A 16,141-nucleotide genomic window follows, 5' to 3' on the forward strand; every position below is an offset into this window, starting at 1 on the left:
TGCCGTGGGGTGGGGCTGGGCGGGACCCGCCGCGCTTTATGACTTCCGTCAATGACGCCCTTGGGGAACGGGTCGATATTGCGAACATAGTGGAGCGCCGCCCCTTGCCACCGTTTGCGGCCCTGGCGGCTCCTGGCGACCAATCCACCTGATTTGGCGCGGTCGCAGCATCGCTTCTGAAATGAACGCCCGTTCTTTGGACGCGCGCCAGAGCACGCGCATGCAAAATTCCCCGCATCATCAGCACCAAGCATCCGCTTCACTTGATTTGAGCGACGAACTATTTATTTTAGCGACATTTTGTCGCGGATTTCGGTGTTTAATTCTCGTTATTATACTACCATTTACATGACGATATTATTCGCCGGCAAACTCTCCTGAAACGACCCGGCGGAACTTTTGAGGTGGTGGACTCATGTCGCAGGCACAGCTCAATGCCGGTTCCTTGCCGCGCCAGTACGGATGGGCGGCGCGTCTTCAGGCCTTTCAGGCCCTGATCGCCGACGATACCGAGAGCTTGGGGCGGCAGCTCAGCAACTTCCTGGCCATGGCCGCAGACCAGTTCGAAGCGGATTTCTGCACCGCGCTGCGGATTGACGGCACCCATTTCACCGTGCTGGCCACCCATGGCGCGCCGCCGCGGAACGGCCTCACCGTGGGCGATACGGTGCCGCTCACCGCCACCTTTGCCCACCAGGTGCAGACCACCGGCGCCAGCGCCTTCAGCCATGATGTGCAGAACGATCCTGCGTTCCGCGACCATCCCTATCTCGGCCCGACCCGGCCGCAGGCCTATCTGGGATCGCCGATCCTCATTGGTCACCACCTGTTCGGCGTGATCAGCATGATGGCGACCACGCCGCGCCCGGAGCCGTTCGATCCGGCGGAAATCGCATTGCTCGAACTCATGGGCCAGGCGCTCGGCAATCTGGTGGAACGCGATCATCTGGAGCAGAAGCGGCGCGAGGCCGACAGCCAGCGCTGGGCCGCCAGCCGGCTGTTGCAGACCGCGTTCGAGTCCGCCCCCATCGGCATGGGCCTGGTGGGCATGGACGGCCGCTGGCTGCAAGTGAACCAGGCCCTGTGTCAGCTGCTGGGATATACGGAAGACGAGCTTCTGGCGCTGGATTGCCAGAGCGTCACCCATCCGGCGGACGCGGGGCCGGACCGGGACCAGCTTCGCACCCTCCTGGACGGGACCAGCCTGAACTGCAGTGTCGAAAAGCGGCTCCTGCACAAGGATGGCCATGCGGTCTGGGTGGCCCGCCGGGTCGCCCTGGTGCGCGAGCAGGATGGCTGCCCGCGCTGCTTCGTCTCGCAAATCCAGAGCATCGACGCGCAGAAGATGCTCATCGCCGCCTGGGAGCGCCAGCAGCAGGAACTGGAGGCGGCCAATCAGAAGCTCACATTGCTGGCCTCGGTGGATCCGCTCACGGAGGTTCTCAATCGCCGCGCCCTGCGCCAGAAGCTGGACGACCTCGACGGGGAGGCCGCGGCACAGGCCTGGCCGCTGGCCTTCCTCATGGTCGATGTGGATCACTTCAAGTCCTACAACGACCGCTTCGGCCATCTGGACGGGGATCAGGCGCTGCGGATCATCGCTGCCCACATCACTGCCGCCTGCCGCGCCAGCGATGTGGTGGGACGGTTCGGCGGCGAGGAGTTCCTGGTCGTGCTGCCCGACACCACGGCCCACGCGGCGCGCACCGTGGCGGAGCGCCTGCGCTTGAACATCGCCCAGTGCCGGGAGATGCGCGAGCCCACCACCGTCAGCGTCGGCGTGCACATCCTGATGCCGGGACCGGAGCGGCAGACGGTCAACCAGGCCATCGCGCTTGCGGACGCCGCCCTCTACCTGGCCAAGCGCAGCGGCCGCAATCGCGTGGCCTTCAGCTGAACTGCGGCCTCAGCCCTGCGACGGCGCCTTGCCCTTGCCCGGCGTGGGGGCCGGCTCCCAGCCGAACACGCTGCGGCCGCCATAGTCCACGGATCGCGCGCGCTCCTCATCCAGGAAGTCCGGCAGGCTGGGGCCGGTGGCGGTGCGCTCCAGATGGCGTGACTGCGCGTCCAGGCGGCGGATGGCGTCGAGGCGTTCCTCATTGCCCAGCCGGGCCTTGGCCATGGCGGTGCGCATCACCTGAATGGTCTCGTCATAGACCTGGGTGGGGACCGGAAACGGATGGCGATCCTTGCCGCCATGGGCGAGCGAGAAGCGGGCGGGATCGGCGAAGCGGCAAGGGGCGCCGTGCACCACCTCCGCCACCAATGCCAGCGCCCGCACCGTCCGCGCGCCCACGCCAGGCACCAGCAAAAGCTCGGAAAAGTCCTGCGGGCCGCATTCCGCCGCCGCCTGCAGCGCGCCGTGCAGGCGGCGGATCATCACATCCTTGGGCCGCACGTCGTGATGGGCCGGCATCACCAGATGCGGCAGCATCGCCTGCGCCGGCTCCACCGGCTCCGGCCGCGGCCCACCTTCCAGCTTGAGCATCTCGTCGGCGATGCGATCCGGCCCGAGGCTGCTCAGCAGATCGAGCTGCCCGCCCCGCGAGGCCGCCGCGCGGCGGTCGGTGAGATTGACGATGTTGCCCTGGTTCCGGCCATCGATGGCGGTGTGGGGCGCCTCGACGAAGCTTTTCAGATCTTCCGACAACCAGTGATAGCGCCGCGCCAGCCGGCTGGCGCCGTTCATGCCCTGCTGCACCACCACCCATTTGCCGTCGTCGGCGACGATGAAGCCGTGCAGATAGAGATCGAAGCCATCCTGCACCGCGGCGCTGTCCACCTTCGCCACCAGCCGGCTGGTGCGCGCCAGGTCGGCGCCATCCAGGCCCACCCGCATGCCGATGGCCATGAGTTCGTCCGGGGTCTTGCGCGAATGGCTGCCACGCCCGCCGCACACATGCAGGCCCAATTCCCCCGACATCGGCCCCAGCCCGCGCTTCAGCGCGCCGATCACCGAAGTGGTGATGCCCGAGGAATGCCAGTCCATGCCCATGACGGCGCCGAACGACTGGAACCAGAACGGATGCGACAGCCGGCGCAGGAAATCGTCGCGGCCATAATGGTGGACGATGGCCTGCGTGATCACCCCGCCCAGCCGCGCCATGCGCTGGCCGAGCCAGGCCGGCACGCGGCCATTATGCAGAGGCAGATCAGCACTGCCGGCTCTCTGGCCCACGGGGCGCCTCATGAGAACGAAGACGGAACGCGCTTGTAGCACGCGCGCGCCGGCGCGCCCAGCACCGGGGCGCGGCGCCGGCCTATTTGACCAGGATGAGCTTGTCGTTGGCGGTGACCCGCAATTGATAGACCTGCTCGCCATGGACGATCTGGATCACCCGGACCGCGCCGAACAGGTCCTTGCTCTCGATCCGATCGCCCACCACCGCAACGGAGCGCACCGGATGAGCAGCGGCCATGGGGTTCCGCGGTGTCGCCTCGGTCATGACTGCCTCCCTGTGGGTTGGTGGATGGTGCGCGGTGCGCCGACCCCGCGTCCCCTTGGCCGGCTCATGCGGGCCGGGCCTTCAGCCGCAGGCGGCGGACGATCAGATCGCCCGCCATCACCACCAGGAGAGACGCGCCGGCCAGCGGAAACACCACCGCAAGGCCGAGAATGATCGCCACCACCACCCCCGGCGCGGGCCGCGCCAGGGCGCGCGGCGCACCCATCTGGCCCTTGGGGCGGCGGCGCCACCACATGTAGGGACCGCTGATGCACAGCACCACGATGCCGATGCACGGCAGCAGCATCAGGATCTGGTTGAGCCGCCCGAAATAATTGCCCATGTGGATCTGCACGCCCAGTTCCACCGCCTTGGCCGCGGGGCCATAGTCCCCATAGCCCACGTCATCGATCACCGCGCCGGAATATTGGTCGATATAGAGCGTGCGCTGGCCTTCGGGCTGATCGGGATAGACCAGGGCGATGAAGGCGCCGGCGGCGTCCTTCGGCAGGCTCAGCCGATAGGGCGAGGCCATGCCGTGGGCGGCGAGGACCGCGCCGACCTGGTCGATACTGATCGGTTGCATATTTCCGTTCGCCGGCGTGGCGGTGGCGTGATGCGCGTGCAGGTCCGACTGCGGCGCCGGCGCCGCCTCCAGGGTCCAGGGGGCGGCGCCCTGGGTCTCCTCCTTGAGGGTCGGCGTGGAGACTGCCGGCGCCCCATGGCCGCGATGGCTGGTGGGATAGCCGATGCCGGCCAGATTGGTGCCTGCCCGCAGCAGATCGCCCCACACATGGGCCCAGGGCAGGCCGGTGAGGATCAGGAACAGCACCAGCGCCCCGGTCCACAGGCCGATGGCCGCGTGCCATTCCTTCCAGAAGGCGCGCCCGCGCAGGCCCCAACGCGGCAGGACCACCCCGCCCTTGCCGCTGCGCGGCCACCACAGATAGAGCCCGGTGACGGTGAGGATGAAGCCCCAGCACGCCGCCAGTTCCAGCACGCCATTGCCGAACGCGCCCAGCATCAGCGAGCCGTGGGCCACATCGGCAAACCCCACCAGGGTGTGGGTATAGATATAGGAGCCCAGCACCCGCCCGGTGCCGGGATCGACGAACACCCGCACCGGCTCGCCGGCTTTCGGGGTGACGAACACCTGCGCGCTGCGGCCCGGCGCGGTGGGCGTGTCGATGCGCGTCACCACCCCGCCGGGAAAGGCGGCCGCAGCCGCCGCCGTCATCGCGCTGAGCGGAACGGACGCCTGCGAGAGCGCCACCAGCCGCTGCTCGGGATAGATCAGATCGTTCAATTCGTCGTTGAACAGATAGATCGCCCCGGTCACCGCCAGGATCAGCAGGAACGGGGCGCAGAACAGGCCGGCATAGAAATGCCAGCGCCACACGGCGCGATAGAGCGCGGCGGACGACCAGAGCGTAGGGGTCACGACAACCTCCGAAGACCACGGGGCCAAAGCATGACGGGCGGGGTTGCCCCCGCCCGTCCCGATCAGAACTTGGTCGTGTAGGAGAGTTCATAACTGCGCGGCGCACCCAGGAACACTTGCGTCGAGCTGTAGCCGGACCAATCGGCATAGAATTCATTGGTCAGGTTGCGCCCGCGCAACCGCAGCGTTCCCTTACCGATGTCATAGGCGATCCAGGCATCCAGCAAAGTGCGGCCCTGAACCTCGATGGTATTGGCATTGTCGGTGTAGAACGAGCTGACGTACTGAACCTGGGCATTCAGGGTCAGCGGGATCTGGTCGAACCGATAGCTGGCCAGGAACAGATAGGTCCATTCGGGGACATTGGTCGGGCGGTTGCCCGCCAGATTGGCGCCCGCGGACCACAGGTTAGTGAACTCCGCATTGATGTAGGAGGTGTTGGCCGTCAGCTTCAGTTGGTCGGTGAGGGCCACAGCCACCTCCGCCTCGAAGCCGCGCGAGCGCTGGCTGCCGCCCTGCACGGTCAAGGCCGGGTTGTTCGGATCGCGGGTGAGGATGTTGTATTCCTCGATCTGATAGACCGAAGCGGTGGTCACCACGCGGTTATTCCAGAAGGTGGACTTGATGCCGGCCTCGACCGAATTGCCCGTAGACAATTCGAACTTCGAATTGGCCAGATTGCTGAGCAGCAGCGAGGTCACCGGCACTGTCGCCTGATTGTACTGGGCGAACAGCGCCGTACCCGGCAGGATGTCGTAGACCGTCCCGATCCGCCAAGACACGCTCTCATAATTATTGCCGAAATTCTGGAGCGTGAAGGTATTCAGATTGGAGATCTGGCGATCCAGCTGAATGTTCTCATAGCGGATGCCGCCCACCACCAGCCAGTTGGGCGTGAGATTAATGGCGTCTTCGGCGAACACCGCGGTGGTATCCACCTGGCTGTTGTAATTCTGCCGGGTGGAAAAATTGGCCGCGGTGTCCAAAGCGGGGAAATAGCCCCGGTTGGGAGCATAGGGGCTCACCGAGGTGGTGGTGCCGAAGCGCCGTTCGGAATCCAATGTCGTGGACACATATTCCAGCCCCGCCGCAAAGCGGTGCCGCATGTTCCAGATAGTGCCGTCGAACAGGGCGGTGGCCCGCTCCGACCACACCTGCTGATCATGGGTGATCTTCGTGGTGCTGCGATCCAGCAGGCGGGTGGCGTTATTGTAGGTGAAGTCCTCGGAATTGGCCCACAGCCGGTCGGAGGAATAATAACCGACGTCGTTGCGCAGGGTCCAATTGTCGGTCAGCTCATACTCGGTGCGGTCGCGGACCCACACCGCGTCGGAATTCATCTCGCCATTGTTCACATTGTAGTTCTGGTTGCGCAGCGCCTTGTCGATCACCAGGCCGCCCGGTGCCGAGACCAGGCTGGAGGGCGAGATCGCCGCCGAGCGGGCGATCAGCGGCGCCCCCTGGTAGGGGGTGTTATAGGCGTCGTGGAAATAGTCGATGGCCGCGGTGGTGGTCAGGCGATCCGACAGGGCGATGGTGGCGGCGGTGGTCACCGCCACCTGCTCCGAGCCGGTGTCGTTGATATAGCCGTTGGACTGGTTGTAGAGCACGCTGGCGCGCACGGCGGCGTTCTGGCCCAAAGCGAGATTGTAATCCACCCCGGTGCGCACGGTATCGAAGCTGCCGTAGCTGACCAGCGCCTGGCCGAAATTCCTGTTCAGCTCCGGCTGCTTGGTCACCAGATTGATGGTGCCGGCCAGCGCGCCATTGCCGGAGATCACCGAGGCCGGGCCCTTGAGCACCTCCACCCGGTCATAGGTGAAGCTGTCGTAATTGCGCGACATCAGCAGCGGGTCCGGCACCGACATGCCATCCACCGAATAGCCCACCGCGCCGCGGGAGAAGCCGCGGATCGAGGTCACGCCGGGCTCGCCCGGCAGCGTGCCGGCCATGACGCCGGGCACGGTGTTGTAGACCTCGGTCAGGGTGCGCAGGCCGCGATCCTGCATCTCCGGCTGGGTGACGATATCGACGCTGGCAGGCGTCTCGAACGGCGTCAGCCCCACCAGGCTGCCGGTCTCGTTCTTCAGGTTCAACTTGGCGATGTCCGGCAGGATCAGCGCCTCGGCGGGCGAGACGGACTGGACAGTCACGGTCGGCAGTTCCACCGCCCCGGTCTCGCTGGAGGAGGAGGTCGCGGATCGCGTGGTCTGCTGGGCATGTGCGGGCAGGATGGCGGTGCTGGCAAGCAGCAGCGCCACGCCCGCGCGCCGCACGAGGCGGCACGGCAGGAAAGCGGAAGTCATAGCGGGGGTTCTTCCAGTGCAATGGGATCGTCAGGCAATCGACATCGCCGCCTGGCCATGGCGCACTGGCCGGGCAGCCTGGGACAGGCGTGCCGATGCGGCAAGGGCGAGAGGTCAGGTCGAACGATGCGGGGCGAAGCCGGTCAGATCACCGCCGGTGGCGCCCGGGCACTGAAGGATGATCCCGCCCGCTTGGGGTCGGGGCATGCGGCCTGCGGCACGGCGAGGCGGGTGACAAAGGCGAAGTCCGCAGGCCCCCCAGGACCGAGGAGCGGCGGCGCGAGCCCCAGCCCGCCCAGCATGGGACAGCCGACCGTGCAGCATTGGCCGATATGGCCGCGGTCATCCTCGGTCGGCGCGTCGCTGGAATGGGCGCCCGCCGCGGTGCACAGGATGCCATCGGCGCCGGCCGACCCGACGACCGACGCCTGCGCCCCCACCGCAACACCCAGGATGAGCAACTGGAAGACAAGCAGATACGCCACCACAAGCGCGGTGCAGGCCTTCCATCTCCTCATGCCGGGAGTTGCGGGGACAGCGCGGGTCACGAACGGCACCACCAGGTCATCACATGCTGCGGGTATAGAACATCCGCTGTGGCCGGTCCGCAATCAACTGCCGATGCGGCAATCGGTCGGTTGAAAGGCAGATGCGCCGCATCCGACCGCCCCGCGCCCGTCGCCCTCGGCCCGGCGCCGGATGGGAGGGGAAAGCGCCTCAACGCCTTTTGGGGAGCGAACCCGACCCAAGAGAGCCCATCGGTGGGACTCCCGGCGTCGACCATGAGCAAAGCGCAGACGGGAAAGCGGCGTTCCCCGCAGGCTTTCGGCCCTCCGCGCCAGGATCACGCCGCGGTCGTCAGAGGTGCAGAGATTGACCTTGCTGCGTCCATCGCCCATATCCCCGGCGAGGGGCGTGAAATGCTGACCAAAAAGGGCAAGTATGGCCTGAAGGCTGCGGTACATCTGGCGCGTCTGGCGCCGGGGGAGACCAATCAGGTCGCCGAAATCGCCGACGCCAATCAGATCCCCAAGAAGTTCCTGGACGTGATCCTGGGCGAATTGCGCAATGCCGGCTTCCTCACCTCCAAGAAGGGCAAGAGCGGCGGCTACAAGCTCGCCCGCCCGCCGGAGGAGATCATCGTCGGCGATTTGATCCGGGCGCTGGACGGCCCGCTCGCCCCCCTCCCCTGCGCCAGCCGCAACGCCTTCGTGCCCTGCGAGGACTGCAATCTGGCCGCCTGTGAAGTGCGCAGGCTCATGGTCAAGGTGCGCGATGCCATGGGCACCGTGCTGGACACCTATACCCTCACCCAGATGCGCGACCTGCGGCAGGACCCGCTCGCCGCCTTCGTCGACTATATTTGACGGCAGCCCGGCGTAAAACCGCGCAGCGCTCCGCGGCGGGCGAGAACCGCCTTAGGTGCCACAGAAGGTCCGCAGCACCGCTTCATCGGGCGCGGGCGGTGCGGCATAGGCATCGTGCGCCGGCTGGTCTGCATAAGGTGTGGCAAGCACGGTGACGAGGGCGTGAAATGGCGCGTAGTCGCCGTCCTCTACGGCCGCGCGGATGACGGCTTCGATCCGATGATTGCGCGGGATGACCCGCGGGTTGGTCGCCGTCATCGCGCGCGCCCGTTCCTCCGGGGAGGCCGGCTCCTGCCGCAAGCGGTCCCTATAGCGGACATACCAGGCGGTGAGACGGTCCGGATCGGAGAACAGGTCGGCCAGGTCGGTCGGCGCGGTTTCGTCTGACGGAAGCTGCGACAGCGCTCGGAACGTGAGGGTGAAGTCCGCCTGTCCCTCGTGCATGGTGCGCAGGAGATCCTCGATGAGGCCGGCGTCCTCCGGCATGGGGGTGCTGAGCCCGAGCTTCGCCCGCAGCCGCTGCAGGTGGGTCTCCTCAAACAGCGGTGCGAACCCCCTGAGCACCTCCTCGGCCTTCGTTATCGCCGCGTCCGGGGTCTCGTCGATGAGGGGCAACAGGGCCTCCGCCAGCCGGGCCAGGTTCCACACCGCGATGCGGGGTTGGTTGCCGAAGGCATATCGACCCATTTCGTCGATGGAACTGAACACCTTGGCCGGGTCGTAGGCGTCGAGGAAGGCACATGGGCCGTAGTCGATGGTCTCGCCCGAGATGGCCATGTTGTCGGTGTTCATCACGCCGTGGATGAAGCCGAGCGCCATCCAGTGCGCAATCAGGCGGGCCTGAGCGCGGACCACATGATCGAGCAACGCCAGGTAAGGATTGTCCGCCGCGGCGGCATCGGGATAATGCCGTGCAATCACATAGTCCGCGAGACGCCGCAGGGCCGCCACATCCCCCTGCACGGCCGCATACTGGAACGTCCCCACCCGGATATGGCTGGCGGCCACGCGGGTGAGAACCGCGCCGGGGAGCCCCGTCTCGCGCTGGACCCGGTCGCCGGTGGCGACCGCCGCCAAGGCGCGTGTCGTGGGGACGCCGAGGGCAGCCATGGCCTCGCTGACGATGTATTCGCGCAGGACCGGCCCCAGCGCAGCGCGCCCGTCGCCCCGTCGGGAATAGGGCGTGCGCCCGGCGCCCTTCAATTGGATGTCGCGCCGGTTGCCGTTCCGGTCCACCACCTCGCCCAGAAGAATGGCGCGGCCGTCCCCGAGGCGGGGAACGAAATTGCCGAACTGATGTCCGGCATAAGCGAGCGCGATCGGCGTGGAGGCGTCCGGCACCGCATTTCCGGACAGGGCCGCGAGCCCTTCGGCGCTCCCCAGCCACTGTGCGTCCAGGCCCAGTTCGGCGGCGAGGGCGTCATTCAGCCGGATCAGGGCCGGCTGCCGCACCGCGCTCGGATGCACAGGTGAAAAGAGGCTCTCCGGAAGCGAACTGAAGGTGCTTTCGAACGCAATTGTCATGACCGAACCTTCTGGTGTCGTCGTCCCGTGTTGCGGCATAGATGGGCACGAGGAGCGTCGCCGACAACCGGCGCGGCGGACGGGGGTTCCGGCGCCCCATCGTCTTCAAGGCTCCTCGGCATTCGGCCGGCATCGGGGAAGCAAAATACGCGGGCGGCGGGCCGCTTTCCGGCCGCAACCACCCCCTTCATACGCGGCGGGCCGCATCGCACGGGCGCCAATGGCCAACGGCCCCGCTCTCGTTTATGGTGCCGCCGTTTTTCCAGCCTGATGCCCTCGCCGTGACACCCGCCGCCCGTCTGCAAGCCACGCTCGAACTGATGCAAGACGTCGATAGTGTCGCGCGTCCCGCCGATGCTGTGGTCTCGGCGTGGTTTCGCGCCCGGCGCTATATCGGCGACACGGATCGCGGCCAGATTTCCGATTTGCTCTATGCGTTGCTGCGGCATCACGCCCGGCTGGGCTGGTGGCTGGCCAAGCACGGACGCCAGGATGTGCCGCGCAACCGGCTGCTGGCCTGGCTGGCGCTGGATGGCGGCAAGACGCGGGATCAGGTCCAGGCCCTGTTCAACGGCGGCAAATTCGCGCCTGCCACTCTGCTGGATCACGAGCGCGCGCTGGTGGTCAAATTGCAGGGCGGCACCATCGACCATCCCGCCATGCCGGACGAGGTGCGCCTTGAATGCCCGTCCTGGGCCGTCGATCCGTTGCGGCGCCGCTTTAACGACGCGTTCGGGCGCGAGATGGCCGCGCTCCTGACCGCCGCCCCGCTGGATCTGCGGGTCAATCCGCTCAAGTCCACCCGCGACGCCGTATTGCCGGCGCTGCGGGATCTCGGGCTGCGGGCGGAACCCTCCCGCATGGCGCCGTTCGGGATCCGCGTGAAAGAGCGGCCCTCATTGGCCAGCCTGCCGATGTTGAAAAGCGGCGAGGTCGAGATTCAGGATGAGGGCTCGCAGCTTGTTGCCCTGCTGGTGGACGCGGGACCGGGCGAACGGGTGGTGGATTTCTGCGCCGGGGCCGGCGGCAAGACCCTGGCGATCGCCGCGCAGATGGCAAACAAGGGGCACGTGATCGCCTGCGACGTCTCGGCCAGCCGCCTGAAGCGCAGCACGGAGCGGTTCCGGCGCGCGGGCCTGCACAATATCGAGACCAGGCTGTTGGCCAGCGAAAAGGATCGCTGGGTGAAACGCCACAAGGGCTCATTCGATCGCGTGCTGGTGGATGCCCCGTGCAGCGGCACGGGCACGTGGCGGCGCAATCCCGATGCCCGCTGGCGGGCGCTGGGGCCGGGGCTGGATAATCTCCTGCCGCTGCAGGCGGACATTCTGGCCAGCGCCGCGCGGCTGGTGAAGCCCGGTGGCCGGCTCGTCTATGCCACCTGCTCCCTGCTCGCGGAGGAGAATGAAGAGCAGGTGGCCGCTTTCCTGGCGGCGCATCCGGCCTTTCACGTCATGCCGCTGCGCGAGGCCGCGCCGCAGCTGACCTTCTCCGCCCATCCGGACTATCTGTCGCTGACGCCCGCACGGCACGATACCGACGGCTTTTTTGCCGCCGTGATGCAGCGCCAGACCACGCCATCGGCGGAGCAGCCGGCGGCGGGCTGAGGGGGACCGCACGCGCAGGGATCGCTCCCTGCCCGTGCGGACCGTTCATTTGGTCAGGGGAATGCCCTTCGTGGTGAAGCGTTGCGCCCGGCTATTGGGGCGTATGGGCCGTTTCGTCCCGGCAGCCTTGCCGGTTCCGGGCGGCTGGACCGCCGGCACGAGTTGGTCCGGGCGCGAGCCGATGAGGTCGGCGCGGCCCATGGCCTTCAGCGCCTCGCGCAGCACCGGCCAATTGTCCGGATCGTGGTAGCGCAGGAACGCCTTGTGCAGCCGGCGCTGCCGGAGCCCGGTGATGGTCTCCACCTCGTCGCTGGCCCCACGCCGGACGCCCCGCAGCGTATTGATGCCGGTATGATACATGGCGGTGGCCGTCGCCATGGGCGAGGGCAGGAAGGTCTGCACCTGATCGGCGCGATAGCGGTTCTTCTTGAGCCAGAGGGCGAGGTTCATCATGTCCTCGTCGGTCGTGCCCGGATGCGCCGCAATGAAATACGGAATGAGATAGTATTTCTTGCCGGCCTGCTTCACCGCCGCATCGAACATCTCTTTGAAGCGGTCGTAGGTGCCGATGCCCGGCTTCATCATCTTGTCGAGCGGGCCGCGCTCGGTATGTTCGGGCGCGATCTTCAGATAGCCGCCGACGTGATGGGTCACCAGCTCCTTGATATATTCCGGGCTGGTCACCGCCAGGTCATAGCGCACACCGGAGGCGACCATCACCTTCTTGACGCCCTTCACTTCGCGGACCTTGCGATAGAGCCGGATCAGGTCGTCATGGGAGGTGTTCAGGTTCGGGCAGATGTCGGGGAAGACGCAGGACGGCAGCCGGCAGGCGGCCTCGATCTTGGGATCCTTGCAAGCCATCCGGTACATATTGGCGGTCGGCCCGCCGATGTCCGAGATCACGCCGGTGAACCCCGGTGTCTTGTCCCGGATATGCTCGATCTCGCGCAGGATCGACCCTTCCGAGCGGTTCTGGATGATGCGGCCCTCGTGCTCGGTGATGGAGCAGAAGGTGCAGCCGCCGAAGCAGCCGCGCATCACCGTCACCGAGAACTTGATCATGTCCCAGGCCGGGATCTTCGCATCGCCATAGGCGGGATGCGGCGCGCGGGCGTAGGGCAGGTCGTAGACCGCGTCCATCTCGTCGGAGGTCAGCGGGATCGGCGGCGGGTTCAGCCACAGATCGCGGTCGCCGTGGCGCTGGACCAGGGGGCGCGCATTGCCGGGATTGGCCTCCCGGTGCAGCACGCGCGAGGCGCGGGCATAGGCTTCCTTGTCCTGCTCCACCGTCTCGTAGGACGGCAGCCGGATCACCGTATCGCCGGGGACGCGGGCGGCGGCCTCGTCGGCGGAATCCAGATCGTCCGCATGCAATTCCGTATAATGCTCGGGCACCTTGCGGAACAGCGCCACGCCGCGGATGGACTCCAGCTCGCGCGGCGCCTCTCCGGCGGCGATGCGCTTGGCCACCTCGACCACGGCGCGCTCGGCATTGCCGTAGATCAGCAGGTCCGCCTTGGCGTCGGCCAGGATCGAGCGGCGCACCTTGTCCGACCAATAGTCGTAATGGGCGATGCGGCGCAGCGAGGCCTCGATGCCGCCGAGCACGATCGGCACATCCTTGTAGGCTTCGCGGCAGCGCTGGGTATAGACGATGGTGCAGCGGTCCGGCCGCTTGCCGCCCTCGCCACCGGCGGTATAGGCGTCGTCGTGGCGCAGCCGACGATCCGAGGTGTAGCGGTTGACCATCGAGTCCAGATTGCCGCCGGTGACGCCGAAGAACACATTCGGCTTGCCCAGCGCCTTGAACGGCTCCGCCGACTGCCAGTCGGGCTGCGCGATGATGCCGACCCTGAAGCCCTGGGATTCCAGCAGCCGGCCGATGATCGCCATGCCGAAGCTGGGATGATCCACATAGGCGTCGCCGGTGATCAGGACGATGTCGCAGTTGTCCCAACCGAGCGCCGTCATCTCGGCGCGGCTCATGGGCAGGAACGGCGCCGCCTTGCCCCGCGGCGGCCGGTGGCAGGACAAGGACGTCGAGGGTTTTTCAGCGAGGGCCAGGGTATCCATGGGCTCACGCATAAGGCGCCACAACCGTGAATTCAACTGACGTTGTCTCAGGCCTGGACAAATCTCCTTGTGCAGCGGAGGCCGAGAACCCGTCCGCTACCGAAATCGGCGGGCCGTCGCTCTGAGGCGCACCATGACGATGTCCTCGAAGCCGATCAGCCGATCGGCACCGCGGGGTGACGCCTCGGCTGGCCGAAACCGGACCATACAAACCAAAGGGGGATGGACGAACACGAGCGTATGATTTCTTCCCTGCGCCGCCTGCGTAGGCTTGAGCCGGAATTCATGGGTCCAAATCCGGCGGCAGGTCATGAGCAACAGTCCCATTTATCGTTCCGATGTCGTGCGCGGCACGACGGCTCAGATCGATGCGGTCATGGGACGCCTCGTCACGTTCTACCCGCGTGTGCTGTTCGGCGTGCGTCTCGCGGCCTCGGTGTGCCTGGCGCTTTACGTCACTTATTTTCTGGAACTGGAGAATTCGTTCTGGGCGGCGACGACGGCCGCCATTGTTTGCCAGCCAAACCTCGGGGCCTCGCTGCAGAAGGCGCGATACCGCGTCCTCGGCACGGTGGTCGGGGCCTTGGCCATGGTTCAGCTCCTGATGCTGTTTCCCCAGTCGCGCAACACCTTGATCCTGTGCCTGGCGCTATGGTGCGGACTGTGCGGCGTCGCCACGATCATGTTCCGCAATTTCGGGTCCTATGCTGCAGCACTGGCCGGAATAACCGCCACCATCGTCTTCGCCGACTCGCTCACGGACCCCGCCAACGCGTTCTTGCTGTCGGTAATCCGCGTGGGGGAGATCTGCATCGGCATCGGGGCGGCGGGGTTCGTGATGCTCCTCACCGATTTCGGCACCGCCAGCCGGCAACTGGCGAATACGTTGCAGCAGACCGCCGCGCGCATCGCGAGCGGCTTTCTTGGAACACTGACCGCAGGGGACGACACGCCGGCGTTGCAAGCGGCGCGCCGGGATCTGGCGCGGAGCCTCGGTGCCATCGATGCCCAGGTCGATGCAACGATCGGCGAATCCGCATTCTTTCGCTCCCGTACCGGTAATCTGAAGCAGATGGTCGCAGCGCTGGTCAGCGCCCTGGTGGCCTGGCGCAATGTGGGCAACCACCTGGCACGCCAAGAGGAAGACGGCGCCGCGATCATCGGGATCGTGGTTCCTCTCCTGCAGCGCATTGACCTCTCACAGCTTGGCCGCGACCCGACGGGCCTCCAGCGCAGCTGCCGGGAGGTTATCGCGCAAATCCGCACCATCCCGAGCAGCAATGCCACCGGCTGCATGATCGTCGACGCGTCCCGCGATGTGGCGATCAGCCTTGCCGCGACGATCGACTGTGTGATCCTGCTGAGGGACCGGGAGGGGGAGCGTATGTCCTGGCGGCCTTCGCCGCTGGTGGTGACAGATCCCCTGCCCGCCATCCTGAACGGCGTCCGGGTCTTCGTCGCCGTCCTCGCCATGGCCTGTTTTTGGGTTGAAACCGCCTGGCCGAACGGCTCGTTCGCCGTCGTCTTCGCAGCCATCGGCACGCTCATATTCGGGTCGTTCGGCGATCAGGCTCATGCGCTTGCGAAAGACTATGCCATCGGCGCCGTCCTGATGGCCGTGCTCGGCGGCGGGCTCTATTTCGCAGTTCTGCCGGCGCTCTCGACCTTTCCGGCGCTCGCGATCGTGCTCACTCTTCTCTTCCTGCCCATCGGCATCCTGCAGGCTGGCACCTGGCACAGTGTGGTGTTTCTCGCCATGTCGATCGTGTCACTGCCCCTTTTGGGCGTGGGAAACCCGATCATCTATAGCGCATCGGATTACTTCAATCTGGCGCTGGCGATCGTCGCCGGCACTGTCGTCGGCACGATGTTCTTCATCGTCATACCGGTGGTGGATCCAGGACGACGCGCTCAGCGTCTGGTGGCGTTGTCGCTGCGTGATTTTCGCAGCTTGGCTGACGGGTCCTGGCATGCAGATCAGGCCGGTTGGACGGACCTGCTGACCCGACGCATCGAGGCGCTGCCGCCGCAGACCACGCTGGAGATCGCTGGCCGGCTCACCGCGCTGCTCGCGCTTGGGCAAGCGGCCCTCTATCTCAGGGCGGTGGTGCCCAGCGAGCCAAAGCGCCGGCTGCTGCTGCAGGCGCTTGACCACCTCGCGGCAGGGCGCCTCTCCCCCGCGCGGGAGGCGCTGGAACAGATCAATCCCGTCGGCGAGGCAGAACCGGTTCTCGCACCGGACCTGCCAACGTCACCATTCGTGCGTCTGCGTGCAGCTGTGGCGGTGATCGTGGATGCCACGGATGCCCATGCCGCGCTGCTGAGCGCACCCGCCAACAGCCATCGCCTGCCCCTGTCGTTCCTCCGGTAAGGA

Annotated in this window: 11 protein-coding genes; 4 read left to right on the top strand and 7 right to left on the bottom strand. The window is 66.5% G+C overall.

Annotation, left to right across the window (positions count from 1 at the left end; all coding sequences use genetic code 11):
* Positions 1–415: 415 nt before the first annotated feature.
* Complete coding sequence (locus AAG816_RS24590; protein WP_341992346.1) at positions 416–1,897, top strand: diguanylate cyclase; 1,482 nt, start codon at positions 416–418, stop codon at positions 1,895–1,897.
* A 9-nt stretch (positions 1,898–1,906) separates the two neighbouring features.
* Here AAG816_RS24590 and AAG816_RS24595 read toward each other — a convergent pair whose 3' ends face one another.
* The 5 genes from AAG816_RS24595 to AAG816_RS24615 form a co-directional block, all read right to left on the bottom strand.
* Positions 1,907–3,178, bottom strand: coding sequence for a DUF763 domain-containing protein (locus AAG816_RS24595; protein ID WP_341992347.1), 1,272 nt, complete (start codon positions 3,176–3,178; stop codon positions 1,907–1,909).
* An 82-nt stretch (positions 3,179–3,260) separates the two neighbouring features.
* Positions 3,261–3,446, bottom strand: a complete 186-nt coding sequence (locus AAG816_RS24600) for a hemin uptake protein HemP (protein ID WP_341992348.1) — start codon at positions 3,444–3,446, stop codon at positions 3,261–3,263.
* Between the two features lie 64 nt (positions 3,447–3,510).
* Entirely contained in the window at positions 3,511–4,887 is a 1,377-nt protein-coding gene (locus tag AAG816_RS24605) for a PepSY domain-containing protein (protein ID WP_341992349.1), read from the bottom strand.
* A 62-nt stretch (positions 4,888–4,949) separates the two neighbouring features.
* Complete coding sequence (locus AAG816_RS24610; protein ID WP_341992350.1) at positions 4,950–7,193, bottom strand: TonB-dependent siderophore receptor; 2,244 nt, start codon at positions 7,191–7,193, stop codon at positions 4,950–4,952.
* A gap of 143 nt (positions 7,194–7,336) precedes the next feature.
* Positions 7,337–7,678, bottom strand: coding sequence for a hypothetical protein (locus tag AAG816_RS24615; RefSeq protein WP_341992351.1), 342 nt, complete (start codon positions 7,676–7,678; stop codon positions 7,337–7,339).
* 435 nt (positions 7,679–8,113) lie between these two features.
* Here AAG816_RS24615 and AAG816_RS24620 point away from each other — a divergent pair, with 435 nt between their 5' ends.
* Positions 8,114–8,560, top strand: a complete 447-nt coding sequence (locus AAG816_RS24620) for an Rrf2 family transcriptional regulator (protein ID WP_341990871.1) — start codon at positions 8,114–8,116, stop codon at positions 8,558–8,560.
* A gap of 51 nt (positions 8,561–8,611) precedes the next feature.
* On the opposite strand, the gene AAG816_RS24625 is transcribed toward AAG816_RS24620, so the two are convergent.
* Positions 8,612–10,084: a YdiU family protein gene (locus AAG816_RS24625; RefSeq protein ID WP_341992352.1), complete on the bottom strand. Its 1,473-nt coding sequence runs from the start codon at positions 10,082–10,084 to the stop codon at positions 8,612–8,614.
* A 320-nt stretch (positions 10,085–10,404) separates the two neighbouring features.
* Here AAG816_RS24625 and AAG816_RS24630 point away from each other — a divergent pair, with 320 nt between their 5' ends.
* Positions 10,405–11,691 (top strand): RsmB/NOP family class I SAM-dependent RNA methyltransferase, encoded by a 1,287-nt coding sequence (locus AAG816_RS24630; RefSeq protein ID WP_341992353.1) that lies wholly within the window; start codon positions 10,405–10,407, stop codon positions 11,689–11,691.
* 45 nt (positions 11,692–11,736) lie between these two features.
* Here AAG816_RS24630 and AAG816_RS24635 read toward each other — a convergent pair whose 3' ends face one another.
* Entirely contained in the window at positions 11,737–13,767 is a 2,031-nt protein-coding gene (locus tag AAG816_RS24635; protein ID WP_341992365.1) for a YgiQ family radical SAM protein, read from the bottom strand.
* A 310-nt stretch (positions 13,768–14,077) separates the two neighbouring features.
* On the opposite strand from AAG816_RS24635, the gene AAG816_RS24640 reads away from it, so the two are divergent.
* Positions 14,078–16,138, top strand: coding sequence for an FUSC family protein (locus tag AAG816_RS24640; protein WP_341992354.1), 2,061 nt, complete (start codon positions 14,078–14,080; stop codon positions 16,136–16,138).
* The last annotated feature ends 3 nt before the right edge of the window (positions 16,139–16,141 follow it).

This window comes from Azorhizobium sp. AG788 (genome assembly GCF_943371865.1).
Classification (GTDB): Bacteria; Pseudomonadota; Alphaproteobacteria; order Rhizobiales; family Xanthobacteraceae; genus Azorhizobium.